Origin of the sequence: Chryseobacterium scophthalmum (assembly GCF_900143185.1) — a bacterium.
In the GTDB taxonomy this organism is placed as follows: domain Bacteria; phylum Bacteroidota; class Bacteroidia; order Flavobacteriales; family Weeksellaceae; genus Chryseobacterium; species Chryseobacterium scophthalmum.
Genome location: NZ_FSRQ01000003.1, coordinates 12417 through 30546 on the forward strand (window position 1 = coordinate 12417; position 18130 = coordinate 30546).

An 18130-nucleotide genomic window follows, 5' to 3' on the forward strand; every position below is an offset into this window, starting at 1 on the left:
AAAACAAAAATTTCCACATTTGATGTGGATTTTTTTATTACGTCCCATGGAAAAACTGATACTTACCACAAAAGATCAATGTCAACTGACCACCCATCTCTTTAAACCTGAAAAATCTAATGATAAAATTATTCTGATCAATTCTGCAACTGGAGTGAAGCAACAGGTTTACTTTTCTTTTGCCCAATTTTTTGCAGAAAAAGGTTTTACCGTCATTACTTATGATTACCGTGGAATAGGGCTTTCAAAGCCTGAAAAAATGAAGGGTTTCAAAGCTTCAATGCGAACTTGGGGAAATGAAGATTTTAAAACTGTCACAGAATTTATTATTAAAACTTTTCCAGGTTATCAGAAGTTTTGTTTGGGACATTCGGTAGGTGCTTTAATCGTTGGAATGAATGAAAATTCTAAAATATTTGAACGGTTTATCTTCGTTGCCACCCAAAATGCTTTTATTGGAAACCTAAAATGGAATACAAAATTGGAAGCTTTTTTCGGTTTCGGATTTGCGCAGCCTTTTTTTACTGAGCTATTTGGTTATTTTCCAGCACATTGGTTTGGATTGGGAGAAAGTCTTCCAAAAAATTGCGCTTATGACTGGAGAACCTTAATTTTGAACAGAAAATCTACCGGAAAATTATTGCTTAAAACTCAAGATTATTCAAAAGAATTAAACCAAAAAGTGTTGGTTTTGTATGCTGAAGACGATGCATGGTTAACTGATAAAGGAGTGAAAAGTCTTCTAAATGATGTTTATTTTAATTTGAAGCCTGATTATAGAATTTTAAAGGCTTCAGAATCAGAAAAAGGTGAAATCGGACATGTCAATTTTTTCAGAAGTTATAATAAAAAACTTTGGAATATTATTTTGAATGAAATTAAAAATTAAGCAATGAAAATTCCCCTCCTTTGGAGGGGTGGCGAAAATTCGAAAGAATTTTTGACGGGGTGGTTTAAAAATAAATTATATCAAAATTCAAACATGAGCAACATCATACAAAACACAATACAATTTGTAAAAGAAAAACTAGAAGGAGCAGAAGCTGGTCACGACTGGTTTCACATTGAAAGAGTCTGGAAACTTTCTAAAAAAATTGCTCAGACCGAAGATTGTAATCTTGAAGTTGTAGAACTTTCTGCTTTATTGCATGATATTGCCGACCCAAAATTTCATAATGGAGACGAAACTTTAGCTCTGAAAATTTCAAGAGAATTTTTAGAAAGTCAGAATGTTGAAGAAAAAATTATTCAACAGGTTTTATTTGTTATTCAGAATATTTCATTTAAAAATAGGGGAGAAGCTCCCAAAGATTTACCTATCGAGCTTAAAGTCGTTCAAGATGCTGATAGAATCGATGCGATTGGTGCGATTGGTGTGGCAAGAACTTTTAATTTCGGTGGTTTTAAAAATAATCTGATGTATCATCCCGATATTCAGCCAAAATTGAATATGTCTAAAGAAGAGTATAAAAAATCGAACGGAACAACAATTAATCATTTCTACGAAAAACTGTTGCTTTTGAAAGACTTAATGAATACCAATGAAGGCAAAAAAATAGCCGAAGAAAGACATCAGTTTATGCTGACTTTCCTCGACCAGTTTATGAAAGAATGGAATGTAGATTAAGAATCTCATCAACAATCTTTAAATAAGTATCTTTGCACTTATGGGATTTATCATTTTTGTTATTTTTCTTTCACTTGTTTTCTCGCTCTTTTTTTCTAAACTGAAAAAAGGAAAGTTGGGTCAGTTGGCAAAACTTTTCAGGATTGCAAGTGTGGTTTTTGCGGTTTCCGTTTTTACGTATTGGTTTATCAAAAAATCTGTGATAGGAGTTGTAAGCAATTCTTTGTCATTACAGGTGATTAATAAACTTCCGCAACCTTTGGATTTTTATGTCATTAATGTCAATAATCTTGATAAAAATACGCCTTTAGAAACCAAGCATATCGGAAAAATCCGTCCCGAATATTACAGAGTTGAATATTTAAAAATGACTAAGTCTGATGAATATTGGGTTGCAGGATATTTAGGCAAAAAAAATCTCGTTTATTTTTCCCAACATTCTGTTCCCAATAAAAATATGGATCAGATGATTGAAGTTCAAAATTATATCAACCAAAGCGAAAAACTTTCTGCAATAGCTAAAAAAGAGATAGAAGAAGACAATTACCAAAATATGCTGATGGGAATTTGGGTAACGCTTTGTTTTCTTTTACTGTTCCTGAATTTTGTTCTTTTGGTAAGAAAGAAATAATTCTAAAATAAACTAGGCATATTTTCCTGTCCCATTTTTGGAACCTGAAGATCCGTTTTCCAAGCTTCATTCATCTTTTCAATAAAATAGGCTGAAAGAAGCGGAGATGCTTTTTCGATATTTTGATGCACGAAAAAATACAAATTCTGAAGACCTTCTTTTTTCCACGTCGTCAATCGGTCTAGCCAATCTTCCAATCGGGCATAATCTGATTCATGATTAGCACCGACATAACGGATAAAAGCATTTGGAGTCGTCAATCTCATGTGAAGCATATCTCGTCTTCCTGCTGTATCTACAATAATGTTCGTAATATTATTTTGCTCGAAAAGTTCGCAGGTTTTATCTAAAATTTCTTCATCAGTAAACCATTCTGTATTTCTGAGTTCGATGGCTAAAGGAACTTCTTTAGGCCATTTATTCACAAACTGTTCAAGCCTTTCGTAATCTTTTGGTTTAAAATTATCATGAAGCTGTAAGAAAACCATTCCTAATTTATCATCAAAATTAAGAACTGCCGTTGCAAACTGCGTTACCACATCATCAATATTCAAAAGTCTTCTGAAATGAGAAACGGTATTAGTGATTTTGGGAAAAAACTTGAAATTTTCCGGTGTTTTTTCTTTCCACGTTAAAACCTGTTCAGAACTCGGCATTCCATAGAAAGTCGCATTCAATTCAATCGAATTAAATTGTGTAGAGTAATAAGCCAATTCGTCTTTTGTACCTTTAGGATAAAAGCCTTTCAAATCAGTTTTATTCCATTTTGCGCAGCCAATCGAAATGTTTTCCAGTCCTTTTTTGTTTTGCTTTAAAATTTCTTTGGTTTTGGAATGATCTTTTGGTAAGGTAAAATCTATTTGTGAAGGATCTTCTACTTGTCCGAATTTCATATAAGCTCGAGGTTTTTGGTTTAAGGTTTAAAGTTATAGAAAAAACCTGAATTACATTTTAAAATTACGCGAAATAGGAATTTCTGAATTGTCTGACATCGTTATAAATTTTGACTGCGATTGTTTGATATAATTTTTATTGATGATATAAGAACGGTGACATTTTACAAAATTGGCGGGAAGTTCTTCTATAATATCGGCAAGTTTACCTCTTACAAAATGGTTTTTATTTTCAATGGTATGTACATTGAGATAATGGTCATCAGCTTTTATATAAACGAGCTGATCAAGGTTTATTTTGGTTTTATCTTTTAGAATAATGTTTTCTTTTTCGATAATTTTTTTCAGATTTTTTAGCTCATCGATTGTTTGAGTATGTTCTTTTTCAAGAGACTCTTTTTCAATAGACAGTTCTTTTTCCCGCATAATAAAAGAAATGAAGAAAAAACAAAAGTTGAGATTATCACAAATCTGCAGCAGAAGATAGGATGAATCTGAGATTTTTATCCAATTAGGATCGAGATTAATTAAATTGAGAAATCTTGGAAGTGCTACTTCAAACGAACTGATCATTGCAATAAAAACTCCAATAAAAAGATATTTTCGGTAACCATTTCTATGAAAATATGCAAAATAAAATACACAAGTTAAGGTAATGAAATCTACAATTGCAGCCGTATTAAGTATAAATCTGAAAACGGAGATTACTGTAGGATTATTAACGAAGGGTAAAGCTTCCACGAAAAACAGAATAACCCAAAAGATAGTAATCCCAACTAAAAAGCGGTATAAGAATGATTTTTTATCTAAATCAAAAAAACTGATAATCAAAAAATTAAATACAACAATAAATAAGTCTCCTAAAGCTTCATAAACCATTTTGTTGTTAATGAAAGATAGAAACCTAGTTTCAAAAACGATAATATGAATTTCATTCAGATAAAATAAAATGAACAAAAGACATTGCAACGAAAAGAAGAAATAAATTCTCTTGAATCCCAAAACATAAATTTTGAAAATCCCAAATATGAGCAGAGCAAACTGAAATCCTGCAATAAAAATGGTGAACAAAAAGTATAAGCTTAGAGGTTTGCTTTGTTTTTTTTCAATTCCTTTCAGGTATTTCGTTTCACTTTGAAGTTCAATTTCAGGAATCGGGAGAATGTATTTGTATTTTTTAAGATAGACAATATATTGAGAAATAGTATTTTTTTCAGGACTCAAAATAAGCTGTCTGTCATTATTCTTAATCGAGAAATCAGAAACTCTATTGGCATAACCTGTTTTTGCAATGAGCTGATAACGATTGTCTTTAAGCTCATAAGCCTGCATGTAAGCAATGTCTTCTTTGGCAGAAAGATAAAGATGCGTGTTTTTATCCTGGGTATTTAGAACACTGAATTTTATCACGGCATATTGCAAAGTATCCGGAATTGGATATTGTTTTAAACTAAGTTGATTAAAGGTTTTGAAATCTAACTGATTGATAAATTTTGGCGATAAATTTTCTTGATTGGTATATGCAATCTGAGCATTTTGATACAACGAAATACTATCTGTCTCTGCCGAAAATACAATGCTCTTCTGCTGCGAAAATAAAAACGTCTGGAATAATAATACTCCAAATAAGAACAAAAGTTTTGACATTTTTATGAGGCAGATTTTCGGTGACATTTTAACGTTATTTGTATTTCCAGGCGGTTGAAATGTTCAGAATACCATGAAAATCTAAATCTTCATCTCCGTTGATGTTTCTTACGATTTCAAAAACTCCGGCTTCATTTCCCACAACCACATTAAATTCAAACGCAGGAAAGTCTCCATTTTCATCAGGTTCTCCCAATGCGATAGAAACGTGACCATGAGGTCCGGTTTTGAATCTCCAGAACACAATATTTCCTTTTTCGAAAAGATCAGTTCTGTATTTTGTTTTTGTTCGTTCATAAAAATCAATTGCACCGGGATGTTTTGGTAAATCAAATTGAATGAGATATTTTTCTTCTAAAAGATGCAAAGTGTAACAAATTCCTGTCATACAATAAGGATCTCCCAGTTCTGCAAGCGGCATCCAAATATTAATTTTATCAATAAATGGTGAACGGTTTTGTCCGTCGGTTTCGGTTTCACCCTCAAACTGTCTGGCTTGAGTGATGATTTCTTGTATGATATCCATCACTTTATTAGTTTTATTAAATTTACATTTTTCTGATAAAAGCCCCGCAAATTTTTTGAAAATATACGAGGCTTGGGAAATGGTTATTGGGTTTTTGCTTAAATCTGTACTTATATTTCACTATTTAGAATAGATCTTACAGACTGCAAGATGATGTGGTTTTATTCTCGGAACTCGTACTTACACTTTGTCTCCCGTTGCAGTTAACGTATCCGTTTTTTCGGCAATCTAATCCTTCAAAACAGACTTCAGAAACCTCTATCCTGAATTGATCCGAATCGTTATTCACAATAATTGCTTTTGTAAGTCCAAAATCATTGGTATAAGATGCACCGGGATCAATATAATAAGTGAGAGTACCGTTTTGATTATTGTCATTACCTATACGATAAGCTTGTATCTCAACTGAACTGCTTTAGAATAATTATTTTTAAGTCTTACACCCCAAGAATAAAATTTTCCGTCTTTATTGTAGCCATAGTTTTTCACTGTAAAACCAAGGCTTCGGTAGCATTCATTTTCATATGCTCTTTCCTCCAAGTTAATCTTTTGTTTTGGTGGAGCTTCCTGTCTGTTGGGCTTATAACCTCCCGTTGCCAAACCGTATCCTTTTTTGTTCTCTGTTTTCGTCTGTGACAAAGCAATAAAAGGTACGAATGAAAAACATATTAATGTTATTAAAACATAGTTTTTTATAATTGTTTTATTTTTCATGAGATAAGATTTTAAATTATTTATGAATGGATTTTAGAAATCTGTTAAAGCGATAATCTCTTCAAATTTTTTAGGATTATCGATGTTTTTTATAGCATCGCGTAATGCTATTTTTTCAATCTTTTTTTTATCTGTAGCCAGATAAGTTTCATAAAGATCTCCATAACAAACTAGCATAATCTCTTCTTTCTGTGAGGTTGTATTTAGCTTGGTGAAAAGACAAGCTTCATTCTTGTCGTAGACATAGTAAGAAATTCCTTCTTTTTCTACTAATGCTCTTTTCAGCGTAATTGTATCTTGCAGATTTTGAGCACTGAATAACAAAATACCAAAGAGCAGTATTGAAGTGAATATTGTTTTCATTTTTTTTCATTTTTAAGGATTAAATATTTACCGTTGTCCACATCCATATCCAGGTCTGTTTACGCAATCTCTTGTTGTGGTAGATCCTGAAGATTTTTTTTGATAAGAATTTTGCTGTGCCTGGTTCTGAAGATTTTGGGTCACGTTATCCATCATAGAATTAAAGCTTTGCTTTCTTATTTCTGTAGCCTGTTGTTTTTGGCTTTCCAATAAATCAAGCTCTTGTTGGAGTTGTTCTTTCGAGTTTTGGGTAATCTGGCTCATCCAGCCGTTATATTGTTCCACATAGTTACCTCCTTTCATGGCAAGCGATACCAGACAATTGGTAAGGTTGTCATTTTGGGTATTGTTTTTCAAAAGATCGATCGTGTATCTTTTACATTCATTAAGTTTCGCAGTACCATCATCTTGTTGTGCATAGATAAAAGTGGTTGCAAAAACAGTTAAAAAAATTAGAATAGTTTTCATGATATTTTATTTTTGTAAAAGTTTTAAAAGTTCATTAGTGGTTTGGTTGATGGTATTGGTAAGCTCAGCATTTCTGCGGGCTTTTTCCTGTTCTCTCAATATATCTCGTTGTTTTTGTTCGGCAGCTGCTCTTTGATCTGCTAAAAGCTGTGCACTTTCTTTGGCTTGCTCACTTAATACATTTGCGGTATAAATTGTTTTGTCATAAAATTGAGTACGATGGGGTAATTTATTTTTCCCAATGGTTAATGCAAAATTTTGACTGGTAAGTGAAGGGAAATTTTCTATCACATTTTGGTAATATAGATCTGCAATTGCAGGGTTGTCATTATCTACACTATATTTCAGTCCTGCATATTCTTTAGATGTTTTATCATCATAGAAAATATACCGTATGGTTGCGCCTTTTTTCTTAATGATGAAAGTTGGGGTGTCATATACGTCACTTACTGCAAAATGATCATTCATATAGGCAATTCGATCTTCAAAAGTGAAACCGCTGTAGATTTCTTCCAGTTCATCGAGATACAATAAGCTTCCGTATACCAGTTTGTTTTCATTATCATTCGGAGATGCTACAGAATATAACTGGATTTGATTTAAACTTGGAGCAATACTCATCATCCTGTTATTTTTTCTGAAATAAGTAGTATTATAAACCGAATTGGTGTATTTCTGATTCCAGGTATTGTCTGTGAGTTTTGTTTTTATACTGCTAAATATGATAGCGTTTGGATTGGAGATGGTAATGGTGCTTTTTTTGTTTTCATTCATCATTATCGTCACTTCGGTACCCTGATTGTAATATAAAGTTTGATAATAGCTTATAAAATCATAAGCCGGAGTGTCTGTTTTATTGTAAACAGCTCGTTTTTTTGCAGACAAAAGTTTATATCCCATCTTGTTCATAAGTTCTGTTGCAAAATTTCTGTTTTCTGCAAACGAAGAGCGTAAAGTAAGTGAGTCTACAGGTGGGCTTGTAAGCAAAACAACAGGAACAAAAATTTCACAGCTGAAATATTCTCCGGAATTGATAGTGGCAAAAAGCTTCCCTTTTTTGTACAGAGAATGTTCTCCTTTTGTTTCCACAAGACTCCAGTTTTTAATACCTAATTTCTGAACGATTTTTGAAAGTAAATCATCGTTTGCAGGATAATTACTGAGTGAAAAACCTATAACCGCATTGTTTTTATCTCCAATTAAAGTAAACCTATAGCTGTTATCGGTAATCAAATGTTTAAAAATAGAATTTATAGTATCTGTTTTTTTAAGTTCTTGATCGTAGATATAATCTTTTTCATCTTCTACTTTTTTAAAAACAACTCCTATTTCTGATAGCTCTTCATCTAAAAGTAGAGTAGCTTCATCCAAATTTGTTTTAAAAATTTTTTCAATAAATGTGGTGGCTTCTTTTGGTGCAAGAGCTTTCTTTTTTGCTTGTGCATAGAATGTTTGTATCATTACGAAGAATACAAAACATATAATCGGAATTTTTGCTAAATTTTTCATGTTTTTGGTTTTTAAGGATTATGTAAAAATCAATAAATCTTCACACAAATGTCTGTCAAAAAACAAGCATTTCACGAAAAATGTCGTGAAATGAGTAATAAGTAGCGTGAATGGTAGTATGGAAATTTTATCTTTATTTAATGAAAAGCTTCTATGCTAAAATGGATTTTATTTTTAAAAATTGCAACAAGCTTAAAAGGGTTATTGGCTTTAGTAAATTGTATTTTACTTTATTTTTTAAGCAAAAAAAATCTTCGATAACTTTTTTAATTGAAATCGAAGATTAGAAGTAGTCAAAATATTTTTGACTTATATTTTGTTTGATTTTTTAAATGGATTTCTTGGAAGTCTAGAATTAAATAGGATCATTTTTTTTATAAGTTAATCCCCATCTTCCAGCTCAAAAATATCTTCCACTTTTTTGTCGAAATATTTTGCAATTTTCAATGCTAAAACTGTTGAGGGAACATACCTACCGGCTTCCATGGCATTGATGGTCTGTCGTGAAACCCCGATTTTTTTTGCCAAATCTTCCTGAGTTATATTCTTTAAAGCTCTTTCTATTTTAATGGTGTTTTTCATTTTTTAAGTAATAAATAATTAAATCTGAAAACATAAAGTACCAAAGGTAAAAACATAATCAAAATCATGGCGGTGAAGAATAATGTTCCAAATATGGTTAAAAATAAAATAAGAATGATAGAGTAGGTGACTATTAAGCTCCAAAATACAGATTTTAATCTTACACTTGAGATGTACTCATCTTCAATTTTTTCTTTTGAAAATCCTACCAATATTCCGCCGATGATAATTAAAATTCCAAAAAGATTTGGGAAAAAATCTATTGTTGTGGTCGTAAATAATGCCGAATCTTCATTACTCAAAGAAAATCCTGAGCTATAAAATACGGGTAACGAAATTTCAGTAGAATCGATAATTCCTGTCAATGAAATTATTCCTAAAATTAATGATGGAATAAAAATAAACCAGCCTATTTTTTTATAGCGGTTTGACAAAAGTTGTGATGTATTCATAATTGTATTTTTTTCATTAAAACAAATGTAAAGAATATTTTACATATTGTAAAGTTTATTTTACATTTTATTTAAAATAAAAACCGCAGAAAAAATTCTACGGTTTAAATATATTCACAGCCTAACTTGGCTCTTTAAACTTTTTACTTGGCTCTTTTTTAAGCTTCACACGCCGAACAGCTCACAAAATTCACCATCATTTCCTTAGAAACAGACGAACTTCTTTGGTAATATAAAGTTTTTACTCCTTTTTTCCAAGCTTCGATGTAAAGATAGTTAACATCTTTTACAGGCATTGTTGAAGGAATCTGTAAATTCAGAGACTGCGCCTGATCGATGTACTGTTGTCTTTGTGCAGCCTGAGAAATAATCTCCATTGGAGAAATTTCTTTGAATGTTTTAAATACTGCTTTTTCTTCGTCAGTCAATTCATTTAAATGCTGTACCGAACCGTGATTTAGCATAATTGTTCTCCAAGTATCTTCGTTGTCAAGACCTTTTTCTTCCAACAATTTAGCAAGATATTTATTCTTACGCATAAAGTTTCCTTTTGCTAAACCTGCTTTGTAGTAATTTGAAGCAAAAGGCTCGATTCCAGGAGAAGTTTGTCCCAAAATTGCTGAACTAGAAGTTGTAGGAGCAATCGCCATTGTGGTGGTATTACGGATTCCGTAACCTTTTAACAAGTCTGGTTCTCCGTAAATGTTTGCTAATTCTCTTGTCGCGATATCTGCCTGTTCTTTAATTCTTTTGAAAGCTCTTGCATTGAACTGAGTCGCCTCAAAACTTTCAAACGGAATCATGTTTTTCTGAAGGTAAGAATGGTAACCTAAAACTCCCAAACCAAGCGCTCTGTGACGCATTGCGAAGTTTCTTGCTCCTTGAAGATAGTAATTCCCTTCCGTTTTTTCGATAAATTCAGATAAAACAGCGTCAAGGAAATAGATTGCTAATTTTACAGCGTCAGTATCTTTCCACTCGTCATACAATTCTAAGTTCATTGAAGAAAGACAGCAGATGAAAGATTCTTCTCTTGTTGACGGAAGCATAATTTCCGAACAAAGATTACTTGCATTTACTGTTAATCCTAAGTCTTTATAAACCTGTGGCTTATTTCTGTTAACGTTATCGGTAAAGAAAATATAGGGTAAACCTTTTTGCTGACGGCTTTCCAAAACTCTTGCCCAGATTTTACGTTTATCCATATCACCGTCAATCATATCCTGCATCCAGTAATCAGGAACACAAATTCCGGTAAATAAGTTCTGAATCGGGCTTCCGATATCTTTAATAGATAAAAATTCTTCAATATCTCCGTGGTCAATATCCAGATAAGCTGCAAAAGCACCTCTTCTTACACCACCTTGAGAAACCACATCCATTGCGGTATCAAAAAGCTTCATAAAAGAAACAGCTCCTGAAGATTTTCCGTTGTCGGTTACGGCAGTTCCTCTATTACGAAGTTCCCCGAAGTACCCTGAAGTTCCGCCTCCGATTTTCGTTTGCATGATGACTTCACCCATTTTGTGGGTAATTCCTTCAATGCTGTCAGGAATATGTACGTTGAAACATGAGATTGGAAGACCTCTCTGTGTTCCCATATTTGCCCAAACCGGAGAAGAAAAGCTGATCCATCCTTTGGTGATCATTTCCTTGAAAGCAGGCTGTAATTCGGGTTTGTATAATCTTTTTGCAGCGGCAGTGGTGATTCTGTCAATCGCTCCGTCTACGGTTTCTCCTTTCAGAAGGTAACCTCTGTTCAACATTTGCTCAGATTCTTCGTTGAGCCACCAGATATTTGTATTTTGTTCTTCCATGTTCATTTATATTGTAAAATGTACGTTGTACATTGATTTTTTATTTTTTTAGGAGCATCACATTTTGTGCTTCTCCTCAATTTCCTACCTGTTTTCGCTACTCGCTTTTTTGTTATTGCGAACAACGTGAAGCCATCTGTTGAATGAGTTGTCCGTCGCAATAACAAAAAGAGCTCAGACACGCCGCTCAATCAGGGCTAAGACAACGGTTTGTTTTCTTTATTTCTGAACTTCGTCATTGCGAGGAACGAATCTTTTTTAAGTTTTGGCTAAAGCCAAATGCATTTTATCTTTTTGAAAATGGGCTAAAGCCCGTTTCTATTGATATTTTAACCAAACCTCACAGGTTTTTAAAACCTGTGAGGTTTTTTTGATGTAAAATTCTTTTCGTCATTACAAGTGCAAAGTAATTTTACTTAACAAATGCTTCGACAAGCTCAGCATGACATCGCTAATACTAACTGTTTCGGCGCTCGCTTCGCTCGCGCCTCTATTTTATTTATTCAACTCCAACAGACTTTAAAAACTCTACTTTATGAGAATCATTAAGTCCGCTTTCGTCTCTTACTCTTTGAAATTCTTTGAAGGACGGAATATTTAAAACCATATTCTGCACTTCTTCGTTTTCATAATTTGAAAAATGAACAAATGTAACGCCGTCTTCTTTTACAAAAACTTTATACTCAAATTTTGATTGATCCAAATTTTTAAAATCATTCAAAAACTTCTGAATATTGTTTTTGTTTTCAGAAACAAACTCAGGTTTTACAGTATAAGTTACGATTACATTGATCATATTTTATTTTTTTAGTCATTGCGAGGAACGAAGCAATCTTATGTTTTTACGCTTTAATTAATGTATCTTCAGGAGTGACCAATTCTGCTAATTTAGCGGCTATTTCTTCCATTGTATCCTCTGTAGTACTTAAACCACTTCTTGATCCAAGTAAAGGACTAACGTCACGTAAATTGTCATAAGTTGTATTGTGTACAATTGGAATTAGCAAATCACGCGCTAATAAAGCAGATAGTTCTTTATCTGCAATTCCAGCATTGTTAATGCGTTCAAGAAATGATGGTGTAACCAACACGATACCTACTTTAGACTTTGCTAATCCTCTATCAATTTCACGCATTAAAGGAGAACCTAATAAAACATCTTTTTCGCTAAACCACACAGAAACACCTTTAGATTCCAATAAATCGTGTAAATCTTTCGCTGGTCCTTTACGATCGTCCCAAGCATGACAAAGAAAAACATCACGTAAGTCGGGTAAAATAGAACGTTTTACAACATTTTCACGAACAGGTGTTAGAGTTCGTATTTCTTCTGGCGTGTATAATATTGTTGAGTTAGATGAAGACCATCGAGCTTTTACACTTCTTGATCTATTACCACTACTGCTTCCTGAGCTACCTGAAGGAGAGGAATATGAATAAGACGGTGACGAGTAAGATGGTGAGTAATAACTACGGTTGTAACGACTACTACACGCAGGACAGTTTTCTGCTGCGCTTGCGGAACGGTGTCCATAACGGGGAGCTGTACATCTTGCCATTTTGATAATTTTTATAAATTAAAATAAATCGTTCGCCGTAATACTCTTATCGTGCTTTGTATAATCTACCGGTCTTTTTGCAAAGAAATCATCCATAGAGTTCGCAAAAACTTCCTCTTCGAACCAAACCATCGGTCTGTATTGTTCCGGAGTGATGTTGTAACGAGTTGCCATATTGATTTTCTTTAAACTGTCGTCAACACGGTATTTCATAAAGTTTAACAAGTCTTCTTTTGTGAAAAAATTAAATTCACCCATTTCAAAAATCCATTCGATGATTTCACCTTCCAATTCGATAGATTGGTCAACCAAAGTGTAAATATCTTCAATATCAGAATCAGTCAAAAGATCAGGTTGCTCTTCACGGATTTTATTGATCAGATAAATACCTGCATTGGCGTGAATCTGCTCATCAATAGAAGTCCAAGCGATGATATTGGAAACATTTTTCATGTATCCTTTGAATCTTGTGAAAGAAAGAATGATTGCAAATTGTGAGAAAAGCGAAACGTTTTCTATCAAAATACTGAATAACAAAAGAGAAGACACATACTCTTTTGGAGTGGTAGAATTGGCGTGCTTCAAAACATTTGATAGGAAGTCGATTCTCTTTTTAAGAGCCGGAACTTCTACAACGTGAGTAAATGCTTCATTGTAACCCAGAACTTCAAGCAAACGAGAGTATGCTTCAGAATGACGGAATTCGCACTCTGCAAAAGTAGCTCCAAGACCGTTAAGCTCAGGTTTTGGCATGTGGTTGTAAAGATTTCCCCAAAAAGTTTTTACCGAAACTTCAATCTGGGCGATCGCTAAAAGTGCATTTTTTACAGCATTTTTTTCGTGCGGCTCAAGCTGCGACTGAAAATCCTGAACGTCTGCCGTGAAATCTACTTCCGAGTGTACCCAAAACGATTTGTTGATAGCTTCTGTAAACTGAAGAACTTCAGGGTACTCAAATGGCTTGTAACTAATTCTTTTATCGAAAATTCCCATATTATAAATTTTATGTCTTTTGTTTTGTCAAAAATAAAATTCTACAAATACAACCGTTGAAATGATAAGTATTTGATTTTTTGAAAGTTAATAAAGTGATTTTTTTATCTTGATCAGCAATTACTTTCTTTCAGAATCTACCTACAAAGTTAGAAAACAGAAGCCTATTTTAAAAGGGGTAAAGAGTAATTGGCTGACTTTTAACCTTAAAAGTTTTCCACATTTACATGAAACACCCTTTACCATTGGGTTAGAGGAACTTAAGTGCCGGAAACAAATTGTTGACGTTGATTTCGATTAAACAATATTTTTTAATAAACTGATATTTAATAATTTATGTATTAAACAGGCGTAAAATGAAAAGAATTTTTTAATCTTGTAACAAAATGAGAATAGTGGCTACTTATTAAGACATAAAACATCCAAAGCTTAATGTTAGTAATTCAGGATCTCAATAAATCATACGACACGGGCAAGAGTAAACTGCACGTTCTCAAAGGAATTAACCTCAATATCTCTGAAGGTGAATTTGTCTCTATTATGGGAAGTTCAGGTTCCGGAAAATCAACTTTGCTGAATATTATCGGAATTTTGGATGAAAAAGATTCAGGTACTTATGAGCTGGATGGAATTCCTATCGAACACCTAAATGAAGTGAAAGCTGCAGAATACCGGTCAAAATTTCTGGGATTTGTATTTCAGTCTTTCAATTTGATTGGGTACAAAACGGCTATAGAAAATGTAGCGCTTCCTTTATACTATCAAAATGTTTCAAGAAAAGAAAGAAACCAAAAGGCTTTAGAATATTTGGAGAAAGTAGGATTGGCACAATGGGCAAATCACTTACCGAATGAACTTTCTGGTGGACAAAAACAGAGAGTTGCCATTGCAAGAGCATTAATTACAGATCCAAAAGTAATTCTTGCCGATGAACCAACCGGAGCATTAGATTCAAAAACCACGCATGATATTATGAAGCTTCTTCAGGATATCAACAACGAAGGAAAAACAATCATCGTTGTAACCCACGAACCTGATGTTGCCGCTCAAACCAAAAGAAATGTCATCTTACGAGACGGAATTATAGAAAGTGATGAGTTTATAAAGCAGATTGTGCTTTAAAGGTGAATTGTGAATAGTCAATTTTGCTTCGCAAGTGAATTTACAAGCAATTTTAATAATTATAAAATAAGCACAAATGAATTTTAAAATGAGAAAAAATGTTTTTAAATCTCAATCATTATAAAATTGATGTTTACAAATCGGCACGAGAGTTAAGATTTGAATGTTATAAAATATTAAATAGACTTCCAATTGAAGAAAAATTTAATTTAAAAGATCAGATACGAAGAGCCTCAACATCTGTAGTACTGAATATCACAGAAGGGTGTTCAAGAAAATCTGAGACGGAAAGAAAAAGGTATTTTGAAATAGCAAGAGGTTCTGTTATAGAATTAGATTCTTGTTTTGATATTATTTTTGAATCCGAATATCTTACTTTAAATGATATGGAAAAGGCTGGAAGTAAATTAAAAACATCATTTATTCTTTTGAGTGGAATGTTGAAATAGTGAATGGTCAATTTTGCTTCGCTAGTGAATTTTTGAAGAGTTAAAATTAAAAATTGACTTGAAGAAATTGACAATTGACATTAAAAAATAATTGACTTTTTTACAAAGTAAAAAAAACAAAAATATGTTTGACCTAGATCGTTGGCAGGAAATATTCAGTTCAATTCGCAGTAATGTATTGCGAACGGTGCTTTCGGGCTTTACCGTGGCTTTGGGTCTGTTTATTTTTATTGTTCTTTTCGGAATTGGGAAAGGTTTGCAGAATGCTTTCACCGAAGGTTTTGCAAGAGATGCCCAAAACCTGATTTCTATTTTTACAGGAAAAACAACGATTGCTTACAATGGTTTGCAGTCTGACCGACAAGTTACAATGGATAATGATGATTACGATTTCTTGATTAATAACGACAAAGAAAAAGTAGGATATTCTTCGCCAAGATATACAGCAAATTTGATGGTAAAATACGGCAAAGAGAGCGGTAATTATCAGATTAACGGAGCCGATACCGAAGAGAAATATATCGAAAACCGAAAAATGTTGGAAGGTCGCTATCTTTCACCGATGGATTTGCAACGTAAACAAAATGTTGCGGTTATTGGTAGAATGGTACAGCGGGATTTGATTAAAAACGGAAGTCCGGTTGGTAAAGATTTAGATATCAACGGAACGATGTTTAAAATAGTCGGTGTTTTTTCTGACGATGGCGGAGATTGGGATGAAAGACATATTTCTATTCCGATTACCACTTTGCAGCAGATGAAAAAAGGTTCAGATACGGTAAGTACGGTGTATATCGCTTATAATGAAAATTTGAATCCGGAGCAGGCAATAAAATATGGTGATGAACTGAAAAGCCGTTTAAAATCCAGGAAAAATGTTTCTCCTGATGACGAAAATGGAGTTCGCGTCTGGAACAACGCCCAAAACATGAGCGATACTTTTACGTTTATGGCTGTTCTTACCGGAATTGTAGGTTTTATCGGTATCGGAACTTTATTGGCAGGAATTATCGGGATCAGCAACATCATGGTGTATATCGTAAAAGAACGAACCAAAGAAATCGGTGTACGAAAAGCGATCGGCGCAAAACCGGGAAGTATTGTCGCATTGATTGTTCAGGAAAGTGTTGTGATTACTGTTGTTTCAGGATTTGTAGGCGTTGGATTGGGAGTTTTAGCTTTAAATTTAATTGGAGATAATTTAGAAGAATATTTTATTAAAAATCCAAGTGTAGGTTGGTTTGAAATTATTGCCGCGTTTATTGCTTTGGTATTTTCAGGTTTGATTGCCGGATTTGTTCCCGCTTACAGAGCTTCGAAAATTAAACCGATTGAAGCATTAAGAACAGAATAATTAAAAAACTCGAAACACGGAACTCAAACCCCGAAACGAATTAAAAAAATGAACATTTTATTTAAAAAAGATACATGGCAGGAGATTTATTATTCACTCAAGAATAATAAGCTTCGTACGTTTCTTACCATGATTGGCGTGGGTTGGGGAATGTTCCTTTATGTAGTTTTACTGGGTTCTGCAAAAGGAATGGAAAACGGTTTTGATAAATTGTTTTCAGGTTTTGCAACGAATTCTATTTTTCTTTGGGCGCAAAATACTTCGATTCCTTATGAAGGCTTTCCGAAAGGAAGGCAAATGAATCTGAAACTTCAGGATATCGATATGTTGCAGCGAAAAGTGAATGAAATTGAATATATCTCTCCAAAAAACTCAAGAGGTAATTTTGGATCTGCAGGCGAACAAATGTCGAGAAACGGAAAGACTGCAACCTATAATTTAAACGGAGATTATCCGATCGGGAATAAAATTTCAGAGAAAAAACTGATTTACGGAAGATATCTTAACGATGCAGATGTTTCGCAAAATAAAAATGTAGCGGTAATTGGAGAAGAGGTTTACAAGAACTTTTTCGATTCTAAAAAGAAGGAAAATCCGATTGGAAAATCAATCAATGTAAAAGGAATTTTCTTTAATGTAATCGGAGTTTTCAGAGTAAAAAAAGGAGGCGGAATGGATAATGATCAAACTGTTTTTATCCCACTTTCTACATTCACCAAAATATTTAACGACGGAGATAATGTAGATGTTTTTGCGATTGTAAGCAAGCCGAATGCAGATGTAAATTTCGTAGAAGATAAAGTAAAAGACGAGCTGAAAAAGAAAAATCAGGTTTCACCGGAAGATACCAATGCTTTCGGAAGTTTTAATCTTGGAAAAGAATTTAAAAAACTGACCGGATTTTTGAGTGGAATGCAGCTTTTAACCATCATTGTAGGAACATTAACGATTCTTGCAGGAGTTATTGCCATTTCAAACATCTTGTTGATTACGGTAAAAGAAAGAACCAAAGAAATTGGGATCAGAAGAGCTTTAGGCGCAAAACCTTCGGAAGTAAGAAACCAAATTCTTCTGGAAAGTGTTGTGATTACATTAAGTTCAGGTTTACTCGGATTTATTTTTGGAATTTTTGTTTTGATGATTGCAAATTCGTTAACACAAAATCAGGATGATTTTCCGTTTTATAATCCAACAGTAAACTATGGAAATGTTTTCAGTGCAATGGCGGTGATGGTGATTTTAGGTTTAATTATCGGAATGATTCCTGCACAAAGAGCGGTAAAAATACGTCCGATTGAAGCATTGAGAAGTGAATAAAGAATGATAAAAAAAGCTTGTTTAATTCTGATTATTTTTTGCTTTAGTATTGCTAATGCACAGAAAAGCGATTTTTTTATTTTTAAAGAAAGTGAGATATACAGTCT

At 33.3% G+C, this 18130-nt stretch carries 21 protein-coding genes; 7 read left to right on the top strand and 14 right to left on the bottom strand.

Going from position 1 to position 18130, the window contains the following annotated elements:
* Positions 1-46: 46 nt before the first annotated feature.
* From BUR17_RS15150 to BUR17_RS15160, 3 genes are all read left to right on the top strand, one after another.
* On the top strand, positions 47-889 hold the full coding sequence (locus BUR17_RS15150) for an alpha/beta hydrolase family protein (RefSeq protein ID WP_074231717.1): 843 nt from the start codon (positions 47-49) through the stop codon (positions 887-889).
* A 93-nt stretch (positions 890-982) separates the two neighbouring features.
* On the top strand, positions 983-1627 hold the full coding sequence (locus BUR17_RS15155) for an HD domain-containing protein (protein ID WP_074231718.1): 645 nt from the start codon (positions 983-985) through the stop codon (positions 1625-1627).
* 40 nt (positions 1628-1667) lie between these two features.
* Positions 1668-2258 carry a hypothetical protein gene (locus tag BUR17_RS15160; protein ID WP_084550668.1) on the top strand — a complete coding sequence of 197 codons (591 nt, stop codon included), beginning with the start codon at positions 1668-1670 and terminating at the stop codon, positions 2256-2258.
* 2 nt (positions 2259-2260) lie between these two features.
* Here BUR17_RS15160 and BUR17_RS15165 read toward each other — a convergent pair whose 3' ends face one another.
* The 14 genes from BUR17_RS15165 to BUR17_RS15225 form a co-directional block, all read right to left on the bottom strand.
* Positions 2261-3151, bottom strand: coding sequence for a DUF72 domain-containing protein (locus tag BUR17_RS15165; protein WP_074231310.1), 891 nt, complete (start codon positions 3149-3151; stop codon positions 2261-2263).
* Between the two features lie 51 nt (positions 3152-3202).
* Positions 3203-4798: a LytTR family transcriptional regulator DNA-binding domain-containing protein gene (locus BUR17_RS15170; RefSeq protein WP_074231312.1), complete on the bottom strand. Its 1596-nt coding sequence runs from the start codon at positions 4796-4798 to the stop codon at positions 3203-3205.
* Between the two features lie 34 nt (positions 4799-4832).
* The gene (locus BUR17_RS15175; protein ID WP_074231314.1) at positions 4833-5324 is read right to left on the bottom strand and encodes a hypothetical protein; all 492 of its coding nucleotides are present in this window, start codon (positions 5322-5324) and stop codon (positions 4833-4835) included.
* A gap of 136 nt (positions 5325-5460) precedes the next feature.
* Positions 5461-5613: a hypothetical protein gene (locus tag BUR17_RS20765; RefSeq protein WP_159437608.1), complete on the bottom strand. Its 153-nt coding sequence runs from the start codon at positions 5611-5613 to the stop codon at positions 5461-5463.
* 92 nt (positions 5614-5705) lie between these two features.
* Positions 5706-6038, bottom strand: coding sequence for a hypothetical protein (locus BUR17_RS15180; RefSeq protein WP_074231316.1), 333 nt, complete (start codon positions 6036-6038; stop codon positions 5706-5708).
* A gap of 33 nt (positions 6039-6071) precedes the next feature.
* Positions 6072-6401 carry a hypothetical protein gene (locus tag BUR17_RS15185; protein ID WP_074231318.1) on the bottom strand — a complete coding sequence of 110 codons (330 nt, stop codon included), beginning with the start codon at positions 6399-6401 and terminating at the stop codon, positions 6072-6074.
* Between the two features lie 27 nt (positions 6402-6428).
* Positions 6429-6869 (bottom strand): hypothetical protein, encoded by a 441-nt coding sequence (locus tag BUR17_RS15190; protein WP_074231320.1) that lies wholly within the window; start codon positions 6867-6869, stop codon positions 6429-6431.
* A 6-nt stretch (positions 6870-6875) separates the two neighbouring features.
* Positions 6876-8378: a hypothetical protein gene (locus BUR17_RS15195; protein ID WP_074231322.1), complete on the bottom strand. Its 1503-nt coding sequence runs from the start codon at positions 8376-8378 to the stop codon at positions 6876-6878.
* Positions 8379-8759: 381 nt separating this feature from the next.
* Positions 8760-8960 (bottom strand): helix-turn-helix transcriptional regulator, encoded by a 201-nt coding sequence (locus BUR17_RS15200; protein ID WP_074231323.1) that lies wholly within the window; start codon positions 8958-8960, stop codon positions 8760-8762.
* Positions 8957-9412: a hypothetical protein gene (locus tag BUR17_RS15205; protein WP_074231325.1), complete on the bottom strand. Its 456-nt coding sequence runs from the start codon at positions 9410-9412 to the stop codon at positions 8957-8959. The genes BUR17_RS15200 and BUR17_RS15205 overlap by 4 nt, the downstream gene beginning before the upstream one ends.
* A 158-nt stretch (positions 9413-9570) precedes the next feature.
* A complete protein-coding gene (locus tag BUR17_RS15210) occupies positions 9571-11229 on the bottom strand; it encodes a ribonucleoside-diphosphate reductase subunit alpha (RefSeq protein ID WP_074231326.1) in 1659 nt (552 codons plus the stop codon).
* 499 nt (positions 11230-11728) lie between these two features.
* Positions 11729-12025: a hypothetical protein gene (locus BUR17_RS15215; protein WP_074231328.1), complete on the bottom strand. Its 297-nt coding sequence runs from the start codon at positions 12023-12025 to the stop codon at positions 11729-11731.
* Between the two features lie 46 nt (positions 12026-12071).
* Positions 12072-12788 (bottom strand): toll/interleukin-1 receptor domain-containing protein, encoded by a 717-nt coding sequence (locus tag BUR17_RS15220; RefSeq protein WP_074231331.1) that lies wholly within the window; start codon positions 12786-12788, stop codon positions 12072-12074.
* An 18-nt stretch (positions 12789-12806) separates the two neighbouring features.
* Entirely contained in the window at positions 12807-13781 is a 975-nt protein-coding gene (locus tag BUR17_RS15225) for a ribonucleotide-diphosphate reductase subunit beta (protein WP_074231333.1), read from the bottom strand.
* A gap of 432 nt (positions 13782-14213) precedes the next feature.
* On the opposite strand from BUR17_RS15225, the gene BUR17_RS15230 reads away from it, so the two are divergent.
* The 4 genes from BUR17_RS15230 (at position 14214) to BUR17_RS15245 (ending at position 18023) form a co-directional block, all read left to right on the top strand.
* Positions 14214-14903 carry an ABC transporter ATP-binding protein gene (locus tag BUR17_RS15230; RefSeq protein WP_074231334.1) on the top strand — a complete coding sequence of 230 codons (690 nt, stop codon included), beginning with the start codon at positions 14214-14216 and terminating at the stop codon, positions 14901-14903.
* 98 nt (positions 14904-15001) lie between these two features.
* A complete protein-coding gene (locus BUR17_RS15235; RefSeq protein ID WP_074231336.1) occupies positions 15002-15352 on the top strand; it encodes a four helix bundle protein in 351 nt (116 codons plus the stop codon).
* 124 nt (positions 15353-15476) lie between these two features.
* Entirely contained in the window at positions 15477-16706 is a 1230-nt protein-coding gene (locus tag BUR17_RS15240; protein WP_074231338.1) for an ABC transporter permease, read from the top strand.
* 48 nt (positions 16707-16754) lie between these two features.
* Positions 16755-18023, top strand: a complete 1269-nt coding sequence (locus BUR17_RS15245) for an ABC transporter permease (RefSeq protein ID WP_074231341.1) — start codon at positions 16755-16757, stop codon at positions 18021-18023.
* Positions 18024-18130: the final 107 nt, after the last annotated feature.